Here is a 20,884-nt window from a genome sequence, read left to right as displayed (position 1 = left end):
CAAAAATAGGAGATTATTTGATATATCATCAAGTAATTTAAAAAAAATGCAATAAAATAATAAAAAGAAACCACAATTCTAAGATCGTGGTTTGGAAATATTGTCAAATTTAATTTCTGTTTTTTACCAAAATCCAACCCGTATATTTTACAGGTGTTTTTTCTTTGTTGGATTCATTCCAGTTAATGTGATACCAGTAAGTTCCTGTGGAAATTTTTTTGCCTAAATGTTTTCCATCCCATTTGTAATTATTGAATTTATCGCCGGTGAATATTTTATTTCCGTACCTGTCATAGATAACTAGAATAAGATTCTCTTTATATGACAAGGCACTATAGTCAATATAATCATTATGTCCATCATCATTAGGAGTTATGGCATTAATAAGATTGACAACTGTAATCTCTACAGAAATCGGTTTACAATTATTGGCATCTTTTACGTAGAATGTATGTTGACCTCTGGAAAGGTTGGTAAATACATTTGAATCCTGCCAGTTTGATGTTCCATCTACGGAATATTTGTAAGGTGGTGTACCACCAGTTACAATAACAGTTGCCGTATTGTTAGAGATTTCAATCTGAGTAATTACAGGATCCTGAGTTTTGATAACCTTTACAATCTGTGTAACAAAGCATCCGTCTTTTCCAAGAATAACGGTGTATTCACCAACTCCTACTCCCTCTATGGATTGTGTAGTGGCACCCGTGCTCCATTGATATGAATCGTAACCAGGGCCTGCATCAAGATTGGTTCTAGAATCAATACAAATATATTTATCAAGCAGAGTAGGAGATTTCTTAATGGGTTTTGCAATTAGTGTAATTTTTGCAATTCCTGTACATCCTTCATTACTTGTAATTTTAACATACACAACTCCTCCTGTGGATTCGTAATTTTGTGGATTTGTGATCTGATTGGTATTAGCGTTCAGGTCAGCTAAAGTAGGATAGTATTTTTTTGTTACTAAATTAAAATCAATAACATTGGCTGTCGTTAAATTAAAATAAGCCTTATTTTCATACTGACATGCTTCCAGGGTAGCATCTTTTACAATAAAAGGGACAACTGTCAGATTTACAGTTACTGTTTCGCAGTCGATGAATTCCGGAGCATTTCCACAGAAAGTATAAACGATTACATCTGGTCCAAAATATCCCGGCGCAGGATTGTAAGTAATTATTCCTGTAGAAGGATTTAGGATTGCTGTTCCGTGAATAGGTGCTGTTAAAATTGATACAGTACTCGGAACAGGTGTTTGCGTAGAGCTTGAAAAGGTTGGGGTTATAATTTTAGTGGCACATATATTTATACTGGTTGTTATATTTTTCATACAGGTAAAAACCTTATAAATTGGAGTTGTTACCGGACAGCTTCCCATTGTTACTTTTACAGTGTAGTTTCCTGATTGTACTGGAGTATAGGTGCTATTTACAGCTCCGGGAATGGCTACTCCATTTAAATACCATTGATAAGTTTCATATCCATCGTCAACTTCCAAAACAATACCAGGGACACACTCACCGCTTTTTTTCGTAATTACCGGGACAGATGAAAATCCTGCGAAGTATCCTCCATAACCTGCAGTGCTATATCCTCCATTAATTCCTGCAGTTACCGCTTTTGTAGATGTGATGGACACATTTCCTGTAATCCCTTCAATGGCATAGGTTTGCCATTGGGTATTGCCCGTCAAAGGGTAAGGTCCTTGTGAAGGAGTTGGGGCGACTCCATTGACAAGGACGGCTGCACCTGTCTCAGTGAGAATATTCAATTTCAGTGTTATTGGACTGTTTATATTAGGCATTTGGTTAATATTTCCAATTTCATCTATCTTCCTGGGCAGGAAACAGTTGAGTGGTGGAATGTAATTAAATCCACAGGTCGCGTTACTATCTCCTACAGCTACAAATTGATATAAATATACTTTTTTAGATGTGGAGATAAACATATTGGAATGTGTTCCTGCTCCGGTTTGTGTGACATAATTGGATTCATTAATTCTATACCACTGTCCCGCATTTATGGTAGATATTGGATTTGGAGAACCATTTAAAAATATATCAGTATTATCTTCTGTTGCAATAATAATCCCGCCTTCCATATTTTGAGATGGGGCTGTGGACCTAGTTTTGACCATGGCAAAAGTATTGCCAAGTCTTTCAATAGGAACAGATTGATCAAGAACAGGATCAGAGCCCCCCGAGCTGAGTATTCCGAAATTACCATTACAGCTTCCGTTAGTAAGAGCTACAGGCTTATCAGCTACAACCTTAGCACCTATAAAACCTGTAAGGTTGGCGCTGGAATTCCCGGAACCTGCAAATATAAATGATTGTCCTTTGTTTAATGTGAAAGTATGTGAATTTCCTGTAGGTGTTCCTCCATAAAAAGTAACGCCTGTGCTATTCCATGAGACAGTTACGGTTGTGTTATCTTCTGTAGCAAGAATTCCTGCTGTAAAATTATAAATTGCACTTATTGCGCTATTTGGACTGGATGCTATGAAAAATTCTTTGCCAATACCTGCTTTCCCTTTACTGGTGATAATTTCACCATGTGCGCTTTGTGCCATTCTTAAGCTGCAGTAAAAGCGTTTATCACCTTTAAGATATAACCCTTTATTAATTATTTTAAATCCATCAGCTATATTAGTTGCAAGTATTACATTGTTATTTAGAGTGAATGTTTGTGGATTTCCTTTGCTGATTATAGCTGTTCCAATTATAGAATTGTTGTTATAGATTTTAACTTCAAATGGGATTACTGAATCTGTTGATAGGTATAAGGCATTAGTATATCCTTCAATAGTACTGTAATAAGGCGCTATCCAGTGGTCTGTATCCCTCTGGGCAAAGAGTGTATTAATTATAAAAAGAACCAGAACTAGACTAAAGAAATATTTTTTCATGGTATTGGGAATTATAATTTTATACAAAAATAGTAGATTATTTGATATGTTTTAATAATAATCTATTACAACAATAAAAAACCACGATTAATTAATCGTGGTCTAATTATTTAATAATTATTTAATGTTAATTTCTATTTTTTACTAAAATCCAACCCGTATATTTTATAGGTGTTTTTTCTTTGTTGGATTCATTCCAGTTGATGTGGTACCAATAAGTTCCGGTCACTATCTTTTTATCGAAATGTCTTCCATCCCATTTGTAATTGTTGAATTTGTCGCCAGTGAATATTTTATTTCCGTACCTGTCATAGATAACAAAGCTAAGATTCTCTTTATAACCCAGTTCACTGTAATCAATATAATCATTGATATTGTCGCCGTTTGGAGTTATTGCGTTGATTAAGTTAGGAACCGTAATTTCAACAGAAATAGGTGTGCAATTATTGGCATCTTTTACGTAGAATGTATGCTGACCTCTGGAAAGGTTAGTAAATACATTTGAATCCTGCCAGTTTGATGTTCCGTCTACGGAATATTTGTAAGGTGGTGTACCACCAGTTACAATAACAGTTGCCGTATTGTTAGAGATTTCAATCTGAGTAATTACAGGATCATGAGTTTTGATAACCTTTACAACCTGTGTAACAAAGCATCCGTCTTTTCCAAGAATAACGGTGTATTCACCAACTCCTACTCCCTCTATGGATTGTGTAGTGGCACCCGTGCTCCATTGATATGAATCGTAACCAGGACCTGCATCAAGATTGGTTCTTGAATCAATACAAATATATTTATCAAGCAGAGTAGGAGATTTCTTAATGGGTTTTGCAATTAGTGTAATTTTTGCAATTCCAGTACATCCTTCATTACTTGTAATTTTAACATAAACAACTCCTCCCGCAGAACCATAGTGTTGAGGTTCTGTGATCTGATTGGTATTAGCGTTCAGGTCAGCTAAAGTGGGGTAGTATTTTTTTGTTACTAAATTGAAGTCAATAACATTGGCTGTTGTTAAATCAAAATAAGCTTTGTCTTCATATTGACACGCTTCCAGGGTGGCATCCTTTACGATAAAAGGGACAACTGTCAGATTTACAGTTACTGTTTCGCAGTCGATGAATTCCGGAGCATTTCCACAGAAAGTATAAACGATTACATCTGGTCCTAAATATCCCGGTGCAGGATTATAAGTTATTATTCCTGTAGAAGGGTTTAGGACTGCTGTTCCGTGAGTAGGTGCTGTTAAAATTGATACAGTACTCGGTACAGGTGTCTGTGTAGAGCTTGAAAAGGTTGGGGTTATAATTTTAGTAGCACAAGCATTTATACTGGTTGTTGTATTTTTCATACAATTGAAAACCTTATAAATAGGCGTTGTTACAGGAGGGCATGTTCCCATACCAACTTTCACGGTATAATTTCCTGCCTGGGTAGGAGTGTAAGTATTGGTAGTAGCGCCAGGAATGGCAACCCCGTTTAGATACCATTGATAAGTTTCATATCCATCGTCAACTTCCAAAACAATACCAGGAACACACTCCCCTGTCTTTTTACTGATTACTGGTACTGATGAAAATCCTGCAAAGTAACCCCCATATCCTGCGGAGCTATATCCGCCGTTGATTCCTGCAGTTACCGCTTTTGTAGATGTGATGGATACATTTCCTGTAATCCCTTCAATGGCATAGGTTTGCCATTGGGTATTGCCCGTCAAGGGGTAAGGTCCTTGTGCGGCCGTTGGAGCGACTCCGTTCACTAAAACAGCTGCTCCTGTCTCTGTTAAAATGTTTAGCTTTAATGTAATCCCACTTGAAATACCCGGCATCTGATTAATGTTTCCAATTTCATCAATCTTTCTGGGCAGGAAACAGTTTAGAGGTGGGATGTAATTAAATCCACAAGTAGCATTACTATCTCCTACAGCTACAAATTGATATAAATATACTTTTTTGGATGTGGAAATAAACATATTGGAATGTGTTCCCGCTCCGGTTTGTGTTACATAACTTGTTTCGTTGATTCTATACCATTGTCCTGCATTGATTGTTGCTACAGCAGTAGGAGAGCCATTTAAAAATATATCAGTATTATCTTCTGTGGCTATGATGATTCCGCCTTCCATATTTTGAGATGGGGCTGTGGACCTAGTTTTGACCATGGCAAAAGTATTACCCAGCCTTTCTACTGGGACAGACTGGTCGAGAACAGGGTCAGAACCTCCGGATCCTAATATCCCGAAATTTCCATTGCAGCTACCATTGGTTAATGTAACGGGTTTGTCGGAGACAACTTTAGCACCGATAAATCCGGTAAGATTTGGGCTGGAATTCCCGGAACCTGCAAATATAAATGATTGTCCTTTGTTTAATGTGAAAGTATGTGAATTTCCTGTAGGTGTTCCTCCATAAAAAGTAACGCCTGTGCCATTCCATGAGACAGTTACAGTTGTGTTATCTTCTGTAGCAAGAATTCCTGCGGTAAAATTGTATAGTGAACTTGTTGAAGTGTTAGGGCTGGATGCTACGAAAAATTCTTTACCAATACCCGCTTTTCCTTTACTGGTGATGATTTCGCCATGTACGCTTTGTGCTAATCTTAAACTACAATAAAAAGGCTTGTCCCCTTTAAGGTATAGTCCCTTACTTGTTGCAGTAAAAGCATTTGCTGTAGTGTTGGCCATTATAAGGGCATTGTCCGTGATGGTATAGACCTGTGGGCTCCCTTTGCTGATTGTAACAGTGGTAACCACGGCATTATTATTATAAATTTGTACATCAAAGGGAGTGACCGAATCTGTAGATAAATATAATGCATTGGTATATCCTCCAACTGTATCATAATAAGGGGCTATCCAGTGCTCAGTATCTCTTTGTGCGAAAAATAGGTTAATTGTAAAAAAGAACAGTAATAAACTGAGTAGAAATCTTTTCATAAACTTTGGAATTAGGATTTCTACAAATTTAAAATAATATTTGATATATCATTAATAAATTACGGGCTAAAATAAAAAATAATTCATAATTATATGTCAAAATCTTTTGAGTGTATGAAAATTATAATCGTAAAAAGAATAATTTTTACCATGGCGATTTTAAGTTCAAAAAAAATAGTATGAGCATAAAAAAATCCCGATGAATTTTCATCGGGATTTTATTATCTTAAGAAGACAAGATTAGTTAAGACTTACTCTTACAAATCCTGTAACTTTTAAATCTCCATTAACAGATTTTACATAGTCTGCAACAGACTGGCTTCCATCTTTAATAAATGCCTGGTGAACCAAAGTGTTTTCTTTGTAGAATTTCTGCATTTTTCCTTTAAGGATGTTGTCGATAATGTTTTCAGGTTTACCTTCTTTAGTAAGAAGTTCTCTTTCGATTTCTAATTCCTTGTCAATAGTTTCTTGAGAAACTCTTGTTTCGTCAAGAGCGATAGGGTTCATTGCAGCAACCTGCATAGAAACAGCTTTAGCAGCTTCATCAGCTCCTTCTACTTTAGAAGAAAGAGATGTAATTGCAGCGATTTTGTTTCCAGCGTGGATATAAGCTCCTAAGAAAGGACCTTCTAGTCTTTCAAAAGCACCGATCTCAATTTTTTCACCAATAACTCCTGTTTGCTCGATAAGTTTTTCAGCAACAGTAATTCCGTGGAAGTCTGTAGCTAGAAGTTCTTCTTTAGTTGCAGCAAAAATTGCCATTTCAGCTAACTCATAAGCTAACTCAATGAACGCTTCGTTTTTAGCAACAAAGTCAGTCTCACAATTTAAAGAAATAACAGCACCTAAAGTGTTATCTTCATTTACTCTTGCAATAACAACTCCTTCAGTAGATTCTCTGTCAGCTCTGTTAGCCGCAACTTTTTGTCCTTTTTTTCTAAGGATATCTACTGCTTTTTCGAAATCTCCTTCAGCTTCAACTAAAGCTTTTTTGCAGTCCATCATACCTGCACCTGTTTGGTTTCTCAATTTTGCTACGTCTGCAGCAGCTGGTGTATAAGACATAATATCTATTATTTTTTTTATTAAGAATTAGTTTTGATTTTTTAGTTTATTTTTGAGCAGTGCAAAGATAATGATTTTAATGACAAACTAAAAATTGACTTTTCACGTTATTTATTTGTTAATAATTTTAAAATGCTTAGTTAATGAAAAAAATATTTCTCCTTATATTTTTATGCATTTTTACACTTGGCTTTTCTCAGAAGAAGAAAAGGGCCAAATCTAAAGCTGTTGTGGAAAAAGAGACTTTGATAATATATACTGAACAGGATGCTGAAAGTTCAAAGGAGGCAAGAGTAATAGCCGGATTTTTAAAACAAAACCCGAATCATGCAAAAACAGATTACTTTAAAAGGAAGCTGATAGAAATAATTATGGCGGATAATTCTCCGGAGGCAAAACCAACTATTAAGCCTATTAGTAAAGAAAAAATAGAAAAAATTGTTAAAAATAATGAATTGAACAGTGGCAAAACACTAGCCGTAAATTCAGCATCTGCACCTTCTGAAACAAAAGTAAATTATGCCAGCGTAAGCGGAAGCAAAAAATCAGAACCAAGTGAAGAGAATAAAAGGACTGCTGCTATGCTTACTCATCTTTTTAGCAATGATACTAATTTAAAAGAGGCATACATCAATATTAAAAATAGATCGAACTGTAATTTGATTGTAAAGATCAGTGGGAAAAAATATTACAATCTAAGTGTTCCTGCAAAAGGGCAGAATTTTATTTTAATAGATAAGGGAGAATATGTTTTGACAACAATGGTTTGTGATGCAAAATATTCTTCCATAAAAAAGATCAGCAAAGATATTGAGATTGAGCTGAATGTTTCTGAATAAAAAATTGAATGATCAATATAGAATAAAAAAACGGTTAAGAATTTCTTAACCGTTTTTATTTTTATCCTTTAAATTGCCCCATGGCAATGAATTTTTCTTGACGTTGAGTTTCAAGTTCCTGTCCTGTAAACTTAGAGAAAGCTTTTATGTTTTGCAAAATTGAACTTTTCAAATTCAAATATGCTGTTTCAGGATCGTAGTGTGCTCCTCCCAAAGGTTCTTCAATAATCCCATCAATGAATTTTTCTCTTAAGGCATCTTGTGGGGTAAGATTTAATGCATTCGCTGCATCTTCCTTGTGGTCCCAGTTTCTCCACAATATAGAAGAACAGCTTTCAGGTGCAATTACAGTATACCATGTGTTTTCCAGCATATATACTTTATTTCCAACACCTATTCCTAATGCTCCACCGCTAGCTCCTTCACCAATAATGTAAGTGAATATCGGAGTTTTAAGCTGAACCATTTCAAAAATGTTTCGGGCAATAGCTTCACCTTGTCCACGTTCTTCTGCTTCTAATCCAGGATATGCTCCAGGCGTGTCCACTAAAGTTACAACCGGGATGCGGAATTTTTCAGCTAATTTCATTAGTCTAAGAGCTTTTCTATATCCTTCAGGATTTGGCATCCCAAATCTTCTGTGCTGTCTTTCTTTGGTTGTTCTCCCTTTTTGGGTTCCGATGATCATTACTTTGTGACCATCCAGAGTAGCTAAGCCTCCAACCAATGCCGGATCATCTGCAAAATTTCTGTCTCCGTGAAGCTCCAGAAAACTACCCTTGTCTGCAATACCATTGATATGATCCAATGCATAAGGACGATCAGGGTGACGGGATAGTTGTACTCTTTGCCATGGAGTAAGGTTTCCATAGATCTCTTTTTTCTTCTCTATGATCTTATCCTCAATTTGACTACATGCTAATTTTACATCAACACCACTTTCTTCTCCTACTAAAGAACATGTTTGGTATTGGTCCATTAATTCTTTTATAGGAAGTTCGAAACTTAAATATTCCATTCTTGAAGTAAATTATATCGTTCAAATTTATGAAAAATTATGAAACTCTATTTAAAATTATTAATAGCATTGTCTATTCTTACTATAGTTTCTTCTTTTCCAAGCAGTTCCATGATATCCGGGACATCCGGCCCTTTCAATTCTCCTACAAGAGCGAGACGTAAAGGCATCATTACTTTGCCCATTCCAAGGCCCTTGTTATCTGCAAAATCGTGTACCACCTGCTTCAATGTTTCTGCATTGAACTTTTCTGTTTTTTCTAAAACAACAGAAAGTTCACTTAAAATGGTTGCAGTGTCTTCATTCCACGCTTTCTTTGATGCTTTTTCATCATAGGAAGTAGGAGTTTCAAAGAAGAATTTTCCATTTTCATAAATGTCTTTTGGGAATGTTGCCCTTTCCTTCATAAGATGGATAATTCTGATTAGTTTATCGTCAGAAATGTGGGATAAATCAAGATCTGTACTTTTTAAAATGTCAAGAAGTTCTTTATCAGACTTTAACTGAATATATTGATGGTTGAACCACTCCGCTTTCTCTTTACTGAATCTCGCACCTGCTTTATGAACTTTGTGAAGATCAAATTCTTTTATCATTTCTTTCAATGGAAGAATTTCCTTATCATCAGCAGGGGACCATCCTAAGAGAGCGACCATATTAATAAATGCATCCGGAAGATATCCGTTTTCTCTGTAACCTTTGGAGATATTTCCGGTTTCGGGATCTTTGAAATCTAACGGAAATACAGGAAATCCGAATTTATCACCATCTCTTTTGCTAAGTTTGCCTTTTCCTTCTGGTTTTAAAATAAGTGAAAGATGAGCAAATTGTGGAGCTTCCCATTGCATTGCTTCATATAATAAAGTATGTAAGCCCAAAGAAGGTAACCATTCTTCTCCACGAATAACATGAGTTATTTTCATCTCATGGTCGTCGATTACATTGGCAAAGTGATAAGTGGGCATTCCATCATTTTTAACCAAAACTTTATCATCTAAAGTATTGGTATTTACAGATGATTTACCACGGATAATATCCTCAAGATTTAAAATTCTGTCGACAGGCATTTTAAATCTCACCACGTAAGGTGTTTTTTCATCCAAAAGTTTTTGTACTTCTTCTTCGGATAATGCAAGGCTGTTTCTCAGGCGATTTCTTGTTTTGTTATCATAAGAAAAAACATCTCCTTTAGCTTCGTATTCTGCACGAATAGCATCCAGTTCTTCAGGAGTGTCAAAAGCCATATATGCATAATCCGTTTTTAAGATCTGCTCAGTATACCTGTCGTAAATTTCTCTTCTTTCAGATTGACGATAAGGAGCATATTTTCCTCCTTTTTTAGGACTTTCATCAGGAATGATTCCACACCATTCTAAAGCTTCTTCAATATATTCTTCAGCACCTTCTACATATCTTGCTGTATCCGTATCTTCAATTCTCAATACAAACTCGCCACCTTGATTTTTAGCGAAAAGATAATCATATAATGCGGTTCTTACACCTCCCAAATGCAAAGGTCCTGTAGGACTTGGAGCAAAACGTACTCTTACTTTCTCCATTATCAATTTTAATTTTTTGCAAATTTACTCAAAAATATATGGTTAACAGATATTTTGCGATTCTGATATTTTCTCTAGGATAAAATTCTTATAGTATTGTTAGGTAAGGATCATATATTCTTTAGACTGTTTAGAATAAATATATGTTTGGTTAAAATTAACAATTATATAATGATGAGCGTTGGAAATAATTAATAATTGTATTGATTAGGCTTAAATTAATTCAAATATTTGGGAACGTTTGTTCTTTTATTTATAGGGGTTATGGATGTTGTACAATTCCTTCTTTTGTGATATCTATCATGTGGTCATATTTTTATCTCGTGGAATGGAATTTTATTTTTGCAAAAAAAGAAATATGATAAAAAAACAATTTTCATTTTGTATTAGTGCTATACTAATGCTTTTTCTAGCTTCATGTTCTACAGAAGAACTTAATAATGAGGCCACACCAGAAAACTTGAACCGCCTGAATCGTTCAGCAGCGGGAAAATCTGCTGGAGATGGCATATATGATGTTTTAGGACATGGGTATAATGCAACTGGTGAATATGCTAATGCCAATGCTGCCGGATTTCAGGTAATTGATATAGCAAGATTTAAAGCAGAGCAGGCTTCCAGATTAGTAACTGAGAATGTAGCTACTCAGGAGTATAAAGAAGAATACGGAGAAAATGCAGAAGCTTATTCTAAAATGGTATCAACTAAAGTAGGTGCTACAGTAGGATTTCCATTGTTTAAAAAAGTTCTCTCTGCATCTTTTAATTTAGCTGTAACCAATAATAATAAATTTGATGCTAAATATATATATGGAAGTTATAATCTTACAATTAAACAAAAGAGACTAAGGTTTAATACCACATCTGATGTTTTAGCAAACTATTTGACACCAGAGTTTACTCAGGACTTACAAACTAAAACCCCACAACAAATTGTTAATGATTATGGGACTCACGTATTATTAGATATTTATACAGGAGCAAAAATGGATATTTTATTCCAATCCGAAACGACTAATGAAAATCGTGAATATGCTGCTAGAGTGGGAGTTAAGGTTGCTGTAGCATCTATTGTTGATGTTAATGTTAACAATGATGTTGAAACTTCAAGCTCTAATAAAAATTATTCTAAAAAGCTTTCTTATAAGACAAGAGGAGGAGATCCATCGAAAGGGTTAATGGGAGAGTTAAATTTAGACCAAAGTAATCCTAAGATTAATATTTCAAACTGGCAAAATAGTTCAACACCGAATAACTCTGTTTTGGTAGATTTTGGGAATAATGGATTGGTTATTATTTATGATTTGGTAAAGGATCCAGTTAAAAAGGCGCAGCTTAAAGCCTATGTTGATCAATATTTGATTGATAATCAAGTGTCTTTAGATTATACTACCACTATGTTATATGGTTATAAAAATGATCCAAGTAGTGATCATTACTTTTCTTTCGAAACTAATTTGCAACCATCCAGTTATTGGACGAATGAAGGGCCAACATTTAGAGCCTTTAGGTACAAAGCTCCTAATACAATTCCTATTTATTGCTACAAAAGTACTTCAGGATCAGAGCACTATTTTTCAAAAAGCAGTACGTTGCAACCTACTTCTTATTGGAACATCTACATGGGGTTAGCCTTTTATGCATATAAAGAACCTGGCGCTGGAAGGGTAGCTATATATAACTATAAAGCAAGAAATACGGGTGATCATTATCTTTCTACAAATCCAAACTTAGGTCCATCTAGTTATTGGGTTAATGAAGGAATCGAATTTTATGCCCCGGTAAATTAATTTTTTTATATTAAAACAATTAAAAATAAAAAAGGCTGTCTGAATCTTCAGGCAGCTTTTTATATATTTGCTCATTTACGAAAGTATCCTATTCCAAATATTTACGGTATCCAGTTCCTCATTTTTCAAATTATAATTTTGGGAAACAAAGTCTGAAGCCATTTTTCCTTTATGCAAGATCTCTGAAGGATTATTTTCATAAGATTTCAATACTTCTTCTATTTTTTGGACAAACTCAATAATATTTCCATCTTCAACAGGACTTGAGAAATCATTTTTAAAATATTCTTTTCCTCCTTGCCCCCGATATCCTATAACATAGCAACCACAGGCCATAGCTTCTACAGGAGGTAAACCAAAGCCCTCTTTGTGATTAAAACTTAAAAATAGAATACTTTCTTTCATAATATTCGCAACTTCTTCCTCAGTTTTATTATCTATCGGAACAAGGTTCCAGCCATTTAAAGATTTCCTTTGTTTTAAGATTGAAATTACCTGTGTAACATCATCCCCCAGTTTTCTTGGCATAAAACAAATCTGCTTTTCTCTTCTATCGTGAAAATTAAAAACACTTGAATCCACTCCCAATCTCATTTTTAATATATTGGATAAAGGGAACGTAAATTTCATATAATTAAGAGCGTCCTCTGAAGCAACTACAGTAGCAAGCGTTTTTGGGTGATTATATGGGTTTATTTGATAATCTTCATGTATAGAAAAATATCCAAAAGTATAGTAGCAGTTCTGATTGAAAATAACCTTTGAAATGTCTTTTTCAATATTGTGTATGTGTGGACCATATATTTCAGGGAATACCAGGATAGAATCTTTTTCAATTTTTTTACTTTTCCTTTGAAGAAAGGAAAGTGCTATTTTTCTAAAAAAGTTAACTTTTTTCTCTTTGTATGAATATTTTAGTTTTTTGAATAGGTATGGGCTATATTCAATTGGTACCTCCGTCTTAAACCAATCATCTTTTTTACCAATTTTTTTATGTAAAATAACGGCATTAAAGCCATTCCGGTTAAGTGTTTCTACCTGTCGATAGATTTGCTTTACACCTCCGCTGGCAAACTTATTATTAGGACATACAAAGTATATTTTAGTTTTCATTTAAAGAAATTATTGATTTTATCCAGTTTTTAATGTAATATTTTTCTTTGATCCAATCTAAAGGCTCCTCATATGCATTTGTAATAAAATTCTCAGGGATGATCAAATTTTTTACATTTTCAACGACAAGGATGTTATTAGGGTTATAAAAATCATAGTTAATAATCTCTTTATTCGTTGTAATTAGTTTCTTGCTCAGCCCTAAAGCTTCATAAGGCCTAAAAGATAATCCCTTTTGGTGAGGATGGGCTAGATCCAGGATTATCTTACTGTCCAGATAATATTTATATGATTTTGAAAAAGGAATAATCTCATGAATTACTTCTATATTATCGGGTAAATCTTCTTTGATTGGGACTGATTTATATGTGAAAATTTTTCCTTTTGCAGAAATGTTGTTAGAATTAAAATAATCAAAAAAATGAATTGTCTCCTCTATTCTTTGATCATAAGTTGCTAAATAGCTTACATCATATTTTACAGCAGTACCTTTATTTTTAACAAAATAAAAGTTTGTTATATAATGTAAATGATAATGTTCACAATCTTCAGAATCAAAACTACAACAAATATTAAATTGGTTAATATATTCTTTTTGAGCTGGAATTTTTTTAATACTATCCCAAAATAAAACAATTGAGACTTTAGATTTTTGTAGTGCTGAAGCTAAGTCAGCTTGACTTAATACATCGGGCCTGTTAACAAGTAGTATATCATAATCATTACTGTTAATTATATGTTGGATGTGCTGTCCTCTTTTAATATTTTTTAAGTTTTTTCTTAGAAACGTTTTCAGAAAAAAATTATATACTTTTTCAAAAATATTTTTATATTGATATGGTAGAGTAGAATTAATATGAGTAACCTCACATTCACTATATTTTTTCAAACCATCAAACACAACTTCATTAAAACCATAATACCCCGGAGCTATAAATAGGAGTTTCTTTTTCATATTCTCAATTATTCAAATCAAATAATTTATTAGTCCAATTATCAATTGTGTAAAAGTAATAAATATTGTCTGGAATCTTCTCGTACGGCTGTTCAAAAAATTGGGTATTCAGATTACTGCAGGTTTCATCTAGAACTAGGATGTTGTTGGGATTATAAAAGTCGTAGTCTTTAATAGCTTTGTTGTCGGTAATGATTTTCTTTTCGAGTGCCATTGCTTCAAAAACCCTGAAACTTAATCCGTGTTGGTTTTCCCGTGTAAGATCGAGTAGGGCTTTCGAGTTTTTATAATATCCCGGAAGATCCTGATGGGAAATTTTCTTGATACTAAAGATAATGGATAAGCTTTCCGGCACAGTAATAAATAAATTCTTTAGTTGATTTTTCCAGCTTTTCTTACCGATAATCATAATTTGAAATTTTAAATTCAAAGCGATTAACTTCTTCGTAAGTAACTTAATAAAAGAGACTCTTTTATTATCGTAGGATGTAATATAGAAAAGATCCATTTCCGGATTCTGCTCCTCCGAAGAATGGTGATCCAGATAAATATAATTGGTCAGCTTTTCAAAAGCGTGTTTTTTAACATCAATAATATCAAATGAAAAAATTTTATCAAAAAGCTTAAGTTTTTCAATTTCAACAGGGAGCCTTTCAAGGCTATCGTATAGATAAGTAATAAGTCTTTTGCTGTATGCCTTAATTTCCTGAAGAGTAGATATATCAAATGTGTCAGGATTTAGAACCAAAATTTGATCCTGAGGGCCTAATGCTGCAAGCGAATCGATAACAAACTGTTGTCTTTTCTCCGTTTTCAGGTTCTTATTTAAAAAAACCTTACTGATGGCATTAGTTGCTCTCTCCTGAAAGTTTGAATGCGTAACGTTTCCGATTTTAATATGATGTGCATCAATACCCTTTTTACATAGTGTATCTACAATATGTTTGTCGTAGCCCCAAAAATCATAACTAATTACACAAATCTTCATTCAACTATTTTTGTTCCTTTTTTAATGATTCATACGTTTCATAAGTGCTTAACGCCTGCAAATATGAAAGCTGATAACCTTCTTTTCCATCTAATATTCCTAACCGCAAAATGTATGCCTTGAAAAACTTGAACGCTGTTTTGGAATATTGTGTTATTAGATTAAATTTTTTTCCTTTATTTGATAGTTCCTGTCCTTTCAGAATTCCATAATGAATCATTTTATTTTTATAAGACTCATAATCTGAAACGGAAAAATGAAGTAGTTTATTCTTCAATTCTCCAATTGTTCCGGAAACTTCTAATGTTTCATGTACTTTTTTTTCTGAAATATATCTCGCCTTTGACTTTCTGAACAATCTGAAGTTCTTGTCAGTCTGGGTTCCTGAATAATGAATAGGTTTCCCTGCAAAGAAGAATTTTCTGTAAAAATAATAAGCATCTTTTTTGTCCGGTTTTTCAAGTTCATTAATTATTTCAGCTTTAAGATCCGGGGTAATTCTTTCATCACCATCCAGAAATAGGACCCAATCATTTTTAGCCTGATCCAGAGCTATGTTTCTTTGTTTAGTAAAATCTTCAAATTTGTTTTGGATGATTTTTACATTAGGATTAGCTTTAGCAATATCTAAGGTTTTATCGGTGCTAAAAGAATCTACAATTATAATTTCATCACAAAAATCAAAACATTCAAGGACTTCCTGTATATTCTTTTCCTCGTTATATGTTATGATTAAGCCGCTTATATTTATCATAACCATTTAGATGTTTGAAAACCATTAAAGTTAGGTCTTCTAAAACAGTTTTAATTTTCCAAAGATAAGTTTTAATTTGAATTTTTCTATGGAGTCATCCCCTTTTATATCTATTCTACATAGCTCATATTTCTTAGATGGATAGTAATTTACTCTGTTTCCAATTCTTACGGCGAAATCAATTCCCAACTTTTTTAAGGTAAAAAAAAGCTTTTTCTTATCCTCACCTTTCTTGGGGTATTTTCCATAAGGATAAGCGAGGATCTTTTTATACCTAATATGATGGTCATTGAGAATTTGCATATTTGTTTCAAGATCCTTTTCGGTTTCTTCTGGTGTTAATGTTCTCAGATTTTCATGAGCATGAGTATGCAAGGCAATCTCAAAATAATTCGGATCAAGATTTCTGATATCTTCAAAAGTCATCATGGGATAATCTTTGTATCCCTCCTGAATAAATTTTGTAGGAATAAATATAACAGCTTTTAAGTTGTATTTTTCCAATAGGGAAGGGAGATAGTCGAAATTATTTTTATAACCATCATCGAAGGTTAATATAATGCTATTCTTAGTCGGAATGTTGATATCCGAAAAGAATTTAGAAGTGTAATTTTTGTCTTTCAGATATTTAAACTGACGCTCAAGATTATCAAGGCTTACCATGAGGGCATCTGTACTTTTTTCTCCTATCTGGTGGTACATGAGGATAATCAATCTGTTTTCAGTGAAGAAAATGAGATAGAGTCTGAAATGTATCACTAACAATACCAATATAATAGATATAATAATTAGGTATAACATCATAGGGCTTTCTTGTGGTATTTTTTTTCAAGTTCTTCTAATTTTATTTTTTCACGAAGTTTAATGTACTTGAGAAATGTATAATAAGACATAGTTTTAGCGATATAGTATCCGGCAAACCCATCCAGGAAGCCAAATTTAAAGATAAAAACTTTTATAAATTCGAAAACAGGGCTTACAATAACCTTAAAACGCTTGATTCTTTTTCCTTTTTCAAACATTTTCTCGGCCATCATATCAGAATATTTATTGATTTTTGATACATGGCAATGTATACTTCTGTAGGTATAGTGATCAAGCCTGCCATCGAGATTTCCTGCTTTTTTATCAGAGATCAGATATTCATGTACTTTATCATCTGAATATTTTGCCGAATCCTTCCTGAACAATCTTTCTCGGGATACAGTTCCCCAGCCTCCATACCTTATCAAATGAGTCCCTAGGTGGTTATTAAATTTCGTCTTATAAATATGATATTCAGGATTATTTAACGACGTTACATGCCTGATAGAATTTCTTAGTTCCTTATCAGGGACTTCATCAGCGTCCAGAAATAAAATCCATTCACCAGAACATAATGAAAGGGCATGGTTTTTCTGTTCACCATACCCGTTAAATTTCTTTTCAAAAAACTTGACCTCGGGATATTGTTGAAGGACAATTTCTTTTGTGCGATCAGTTGAATAGCTATCGACGATTATAATTTCATCGACGATATTATAAAGGGAATCTAAAAGTCTTGCAATGTTATGCTCTTCATTATAAGTAATGACAGCCAGAGTAAGAGACATTATTTAAACTCGAGAATCGTTTTTTTAATGATTTCTATACAATCAAGTAACTGCTCCTCTGTAATGACCAAAGGTGGTGCTAATCTGATGATATTTCCGTGAGTAGGCTTGGCAAGCAGTCCGTTTTCTTTTAATTTCAGACACAGGTTCCACGCTGTAGAACTGTCAGGAGTATCATTGATTAGAATCGCATTTAACAATCCTTTACCTCGTACTTTAGTAATAAGGTCAGATTTTTCAATTAATTTTTGAATCTCATTTCTGAAAAGCTGTCCTAATTGTTCGGCTCTTTCAGATAAGTTCTCATCTGCTACAACATCTAAAGCTGCTACGGCTACTGCACAGGCTATTGGATTTCCTCCAAATGTTGAACCGTGCTGTCCGGGTTTAATAACGTTCATGATTTCATTGTTAGCAAGAACAGCAGATACAGGATACATTCCTCCTGAAAGTGCTTTCCCTAAAATCAGGATATCTGGCTGCACATTTTCATGGTAACAGGCAATCAGTTTCCCGGTTCTTGCAATACCCGTCTGTACTTCGTCCGCAATAAAAAGAACATTATGTTTTTTACACAGCTCAGAAGCTCCTTTAAGAAAGCCCTCATCCGGAACATACACTCCGGCTTCACCCTGAATGGGCTCAACTAAAAATGCGGCAATATTTTCTGCTTTATTGTTTAATACTTCTTCCAGAGCTGAAAGATCATTATATGCGATTTTAATAAAACCCGGGGTAAAAGGCCCATAATTTTGATTCGCATCCGGATCGTTAGAAAATGAAACAATAGTAGTTGTTCTACCATGGAAATTATTTTCGCAAACAATTATTTTCGCTGCATTTTCTGAAATACCTTTAACTTCATAACTCCATTTTCTGGCAAGTTTCACTGCTGTTTCTACTGCTTCAGCACCAGAGTTCATGGGTAACACTTTATCAAAACCAAATAAAGTAGTAATCTTCTTTTCGTACTCTCCTAATTTTGAATTGTAAAAAGCTCTTGAGGTAAGGGCAAGCTTTTTAGCCTGATTAACTAAAGCATCTACGATTTTTGGATGGGAGTGGCCCTGGTTTACGGCAGAATATGCTGAAAGAAAATCATAATATTTCCTGCCTTCTACATCCCATACAAATACACCTTCTCCTCGGTCTAAAACTACGGGAAGAGGATGGTAATTATGTGCTCCATGCTTGTCTTCAAGGTCGATAAAATACTGTGAATTTTTTTCTGTTTCTACTGTTGACATATTCTTTTGGTTTTGTACAAAGTTAATAATTTAATATGATAAGGTATCAATAAAAAACTGCCCCGATTTGAGGCAGTTTCTGTTTTTTATATTAAATAATCTTAATGATTATCATATTTTCTATCCATTACAAAGTCTTCCATGAACTTTGTAGTGTAGTTTCCTGCAAGATAATTTTCGTCATCCATTAATTGTCTGTGGAAAGGAATCGTTGTTTTTACTCCTTCAATATAAAACTCTTCCAATGCACGTCTCATTTTAGCAATTGCTTCTTCACGGGTTTGAGCCGTAGTAATTAGCTTTGCAATCATAGAGTCGTAATTAGAAGGGATCGTATATCCTGAGTAAACATGAGTGTCTACTCTGATTCCATGTCCCCCAGGGATATTTAATCCTGTTATTTTTCCTGGAGAAGGTCTGAAGTCAGCATATGGATCTTCAGCATTAATTCTACATTCAATTGAATGTAATTTCGGGTAATAATTGATTCCTGATATTGGAGTTCCTGCAGCTAACAGGATCTGTTCCCTGATCAAATCATAATCAATTACCTGCTCGGTAATAGGGTGTTCTACCTGGATCCTTGTGTTCATTTCCATGAAATAGAAATTTCTGTGTTTGTCCACCAGGAATTCGATTGTTCCCACACCTTCGTAACCAATGAATTCAGCTGCTTTTACTGCTGCCGCACCCATTTTCTCACGAAGTTCATCGGTCATAAACGGAGAAGGAGTTTCTTCTGTCAATTTTTGATTTCTTCTTTGTACAGAACAGTCTCTTTCAGAAAGGTGACAGGCTTTACCATATTGATCTCCTGCAACCTGAATTTCGATATGTCTAGGCTCTTCAATTAATTTTTCCATGTACATACCTCCGTTTCCAAAAGCGGCTACAGCCTCCTGAATGGCAGAATCCCAATGCTCCTTAAGATCTTCTGCTTTCCAGACAGCTCTCATTCCTTTTCCACCTCCACCGGCAGTTGCTTTGATCATTACAGGATATCCTGTTTCTTCAGCAACTTTCACTGCATGCTCATATGATTCAATAAGACCGTCAGAACCTGGAACACATGGCACACCTGCAGCCTTCATGGTTGCTTTGGCGTTCGCCTTGTCACCCATTTTCTCAATTTGTTCTGGGGAAGCACCAATAAACTTAATCCCATTTTTCTGACAGATTCTAGAAAAATTCGCATTTTCAGATAGGAATCCATAACCAGGGTGAATAGCATCTGCATTAGTAATTTCTGCAGCAGCAATGATATTTGGAATTTTAAGGTATGAGTCTTTGCTCATTGCAGGACCAATACAAACTGCCTCATCGGCAAATCTTACGTGAAGACTGTCTTTATCTGCAGTAGAGTAAACTGCAACGGTTTTGATCCCCATTTCTTTGCAAGTACGAAGAATACGCATTGCAATCTCGCCACGGTTGGCTATTAATATTTTTTTGAACATCTTCTTCAATTTGAAAATTAGATAATTTGAAAATTAGATAATGTTATTTTAATGTAGAATTTAATCTAACATCCAATGTCTAACATCTAACTTCTAAATTAAGATGGATCTACTAGGAATAAAGGTTGGTCGTACTCTACAGGAGTAGCATCGTCTACCAATATCTTAACGATTTTACCGCTGATCTCAGATTCTATCTGGTTGAATAATTTCATTGCTTCAATTACACAAACGATTTTTCCGTTGGAAACTTCATCACCTACATTTACAAAAACGTCTTTATCTGGAGATGGCTTTCTGTAGAAAGTACCAATCATTGGAGACTTAATAGTTAAATACTTGCTGTCATCAGAAGCTGCTTCTACTTTTTCAGTTGGAGTAGTGGCAGCTGGAGTTTGTACAGGAGCTGCTACTTGCTGAGGAGCAGTGTGGTAAACTGCTGGTTGTGCATAGTTTACTTCGCTTCCTGCTAATGGAGTTTTAATAGTGATTTCGAAATCTTTAGTCTTGTATTTAACCTCTGAAACTTCGGCTTTAGATACAAACTTAATAAGATTTTGTATGTCTTTAATGTCCATAAATTTGATATTTGATTTTGAGCCAAAGATACCAAAAAAACATAAAAAACAACAAAAAATCGCCCAATTTTGATGAAATTG

The 20,884-nt window shown here is 34.3% G+C and carries 16 protein-coding genes; 2 read left to right on the top strand and 14 right to left on the bottom strand.

The genetic code is table 11. The features are described 5' to 3' along the window. Positions 1-109: 109 nt before the first annotated feature. From G9C87_RS10740 to tsf, 3 genes are all read right to left on the bottom strand, one after another. On the bottom strand, positions 110-2,911 hold the full coding sequence (locus G9C87_RS10740; protein WP_172280884.1) for a T9SS type B sorting domain-containing protein: 2,802 nt from the start codon (positions 2,909-2,911) through the stop codon (positions 110-112). Positions 2,912-3,038: 127 nt separating this feature from the next. Beyond that, on the bottom strand, positions 3,039-5,846 hold the full coding sequence (locus G9C87_RS10735; RefSeq protein ID WP_172280882.1) for a gliding motility-associated C-terminal domain-containing protein: 2,808 nt from the start codon (positions 5,844-5,846) through the stop codon (positions 3,039-3,041). Positions 5,847-6,086: 240 nt separating this feature from the next. After that, positions 6,087-6,914: a translation elongation factor Ts gene (tsf, locus tag G9C87_RS10730; RefSeq protein WP_172280880.1), complete on the bottom strand. Its 828-nt coding sequence runs from the start codon at positions 6,912-6,914 to the stop codon at positions 6,087-6,089. 143 nt (positions 6,915-7,057) lie between these two features. Between tsf and G9C87_RS10725 the strand changes: the two genes are divergently transcribed. Continuing rightward, on the top strand, positions 7,058-7,753 hold the full coding sequence (locus G9C87_RS10725; protein WP_172280878.1) for a DUF6759 domain-containing protein: 696 nt from the start codon (positions 7,058-7,060) through the stop codon (positions 7,751-7,753). A 61-nt stretch (positions 7,754-7,814) separates the two neighbouring features. Here the strand turns inward: G9C87_RS10725 and G9C87_RS10720 are convergent, their stop codons facing one another. Together G9C87_RS10720 and gltX are read right to left on the bottom strand one after the other, a co-directional pair. After that, complete coding sequence (locus tag G9C87_RS10720; RefSeq protein WP_172280876.1) at positions 7,815-8,771, bottom strand: acetyl-CoA carboxylase carboxyltransferase subunit alpha; 957 nt, start codon at positions 8,769-8,771, stop codon at positions 7,815-7,817. A gap of 47 nt (positions 8,772-8,818) precedes the next feature. Beyond that, positions 8,819-10,330, bottom strand: a complete 1,512-nt coding sequence (gene gltX, locus G9C87_RS10715; RefSeq protein WP_172280872.1) for a glutamate--tRNA ligase — start codon at positions 10,328-10,330, stop codon at positions 8,819-8,821. Positions 10,331-10,688: 358 nt separating this feature from the next. Here gltX and G9C87_RS10710 point away from each other — a divergent pair, with 358 nt between their 5' ends. After that, positions 10,689-12,119 (top strand): MAC/perforin domain-containing protein, encoded by a 1,431-nt coding sequence (locus G9C87_RS10710; protein WP_172280870.1) that lies wholly within the window; start codon positions 10,689-10,691, stop codon positions 12,117-12,119. A 75-nt stretch (positions 12,120-12,194) separates the two neighbouring features. Here the strand turns inward: G9C87_RS10710 and G9C87_RS10705 are convergent, their stop codons facing one another. From G9C87_RS10705 to accB, 9 genes are all read right to left on the bottom strand, one after another. Further along, on the bottom strand, positions 12,195-13,232 hold the full coding sequence (locus tag G9C87_RS10705) for a glycosyltransferase (RefSeq protein WP_172280868.1): 1,038 nt from the start codon (positions 13,230-13,232) through the stop codon (positions 12,195-12,197). Next, positions 13,222-14,187, bottom strand: a complete 966-nt coding sequence (locus G9C87_RS10700; protein WP_172280866.1) for a lipopolysaccharide core biosynthesis protein rfaS — start codon at positions 14,185-14,187, stop codon at positions 13,222-13,224. Before G9C87_RS10700 ends, G9C87_RS10705 begins: the two co-directional genes overlap by 11 nt. A gap of 4 nt (positions 14,188-14,191) precedes the next feature. After that, positions 14,192-15,175: a hypothetical protein gene (locus G9C87_RS10695; RefSeq protein WP_172280864.1), complete on the bottom strand. Its 984-nt coding sequence runs from the start codon at positions 15,173-15,175 to the stop codon at positions 14,192-14,194. Between the two features lie 4 nt (positions 15,176-15,179). Beyond that, a complete protein-coding gene (locus G9C87_RS10690; RefSeq protein WP_172280862.1) occupies positions 15,180-15,929 on the bottom strand; it encodes a glycosyltransferase family 2 protein in 750 nt (249 codons plus the stop codon). A gap of 39 nt (positions 15,930-15,968) precedes the next feature. Further along, positions 15,969-16,733, bottom strand: a complete 765-nt coding sequence (locus G9C87_RS10685) for a polysaccharide deacetylase family protein (protein WP_172280860.1) — start codon at positions 16,731-16,733, stop codon at positions 15,969-15,971. Next, complete coding sequence (locus tag G9C87_RS10680) at positions 16,730-17,521, bottom strand: glycosyltransferase family 2 protein (RefSeq protein ID WP_172280859.1); 792 nt, start codon at positions 17,519-17,521, stop codon at positions 16,730-16,732. Before G9C87_RS10680 ends, G9C87_RS10685 begins: the two co-directional genes overlap by 4 nt. After that, positions 17,521-18,768: an ornithine--oxo-acid transaminase gene (gene rocD / locus G9C87_RS10675; RefSeq protein WP_172280857.1), complete on the bottom strand. Its 1,248-nt coding sequence runs from the start codon at positions 18,766-18,768 to the stop codon at positions 17,521-17,523. The genes G9C87_RS10680 and rocD overlap by 1 nt, the downstream gene beginning before the upstream one ends. A 101-nt stretch (positions 18,769-18,869) precedes the next feature. After that, positions 18,870-20,225 carry an acetyl-CoA carboxylase biotin carboxylase subunit gene (gene accC, locus G9C87_RS10670; protein ID WP_172280855.1) on the bottom strand — a complete coding sequence of 452 codons (1,356 nt, stop codon included), beginning with the start codon at positions 20,223-20,225 and terminating at the stop codon, positions 18,870-18,872. A 98-nt stretch (positions 20,226-20,323) separates the two neighbouring features. Beyond that, positions 20,324-20,803, bottom strand: a complete 480-nt coding sequence (gene accB, locus G9C87_RS10665; RefSeq protein ID WP_172280853.1) for an acetyl-CoA carboxylase biotin carboxyl carrier protein — start codon at positions 20,801-20,803, stop codon at positions 20,324-20,326. Positions 20,804-20,884: the final 81 nt, after the last annotated feature.

It is taken from the genome of Chryseobacterium sp. LAM-KRS1 (assembly GCF_013184525.1).
GTDB classification, from domain to species: Bacteria; Bacteroidota; Bacteroidia; order Flavobacteriales; family Weeksellaceae; genus Chryseobacterium; species Chryseobacterium proteolyticum.
Note: the sequence above shows the minus strand (reverse complement) of the source record. Positions and strands in the feature narration are given on the sequence as shown.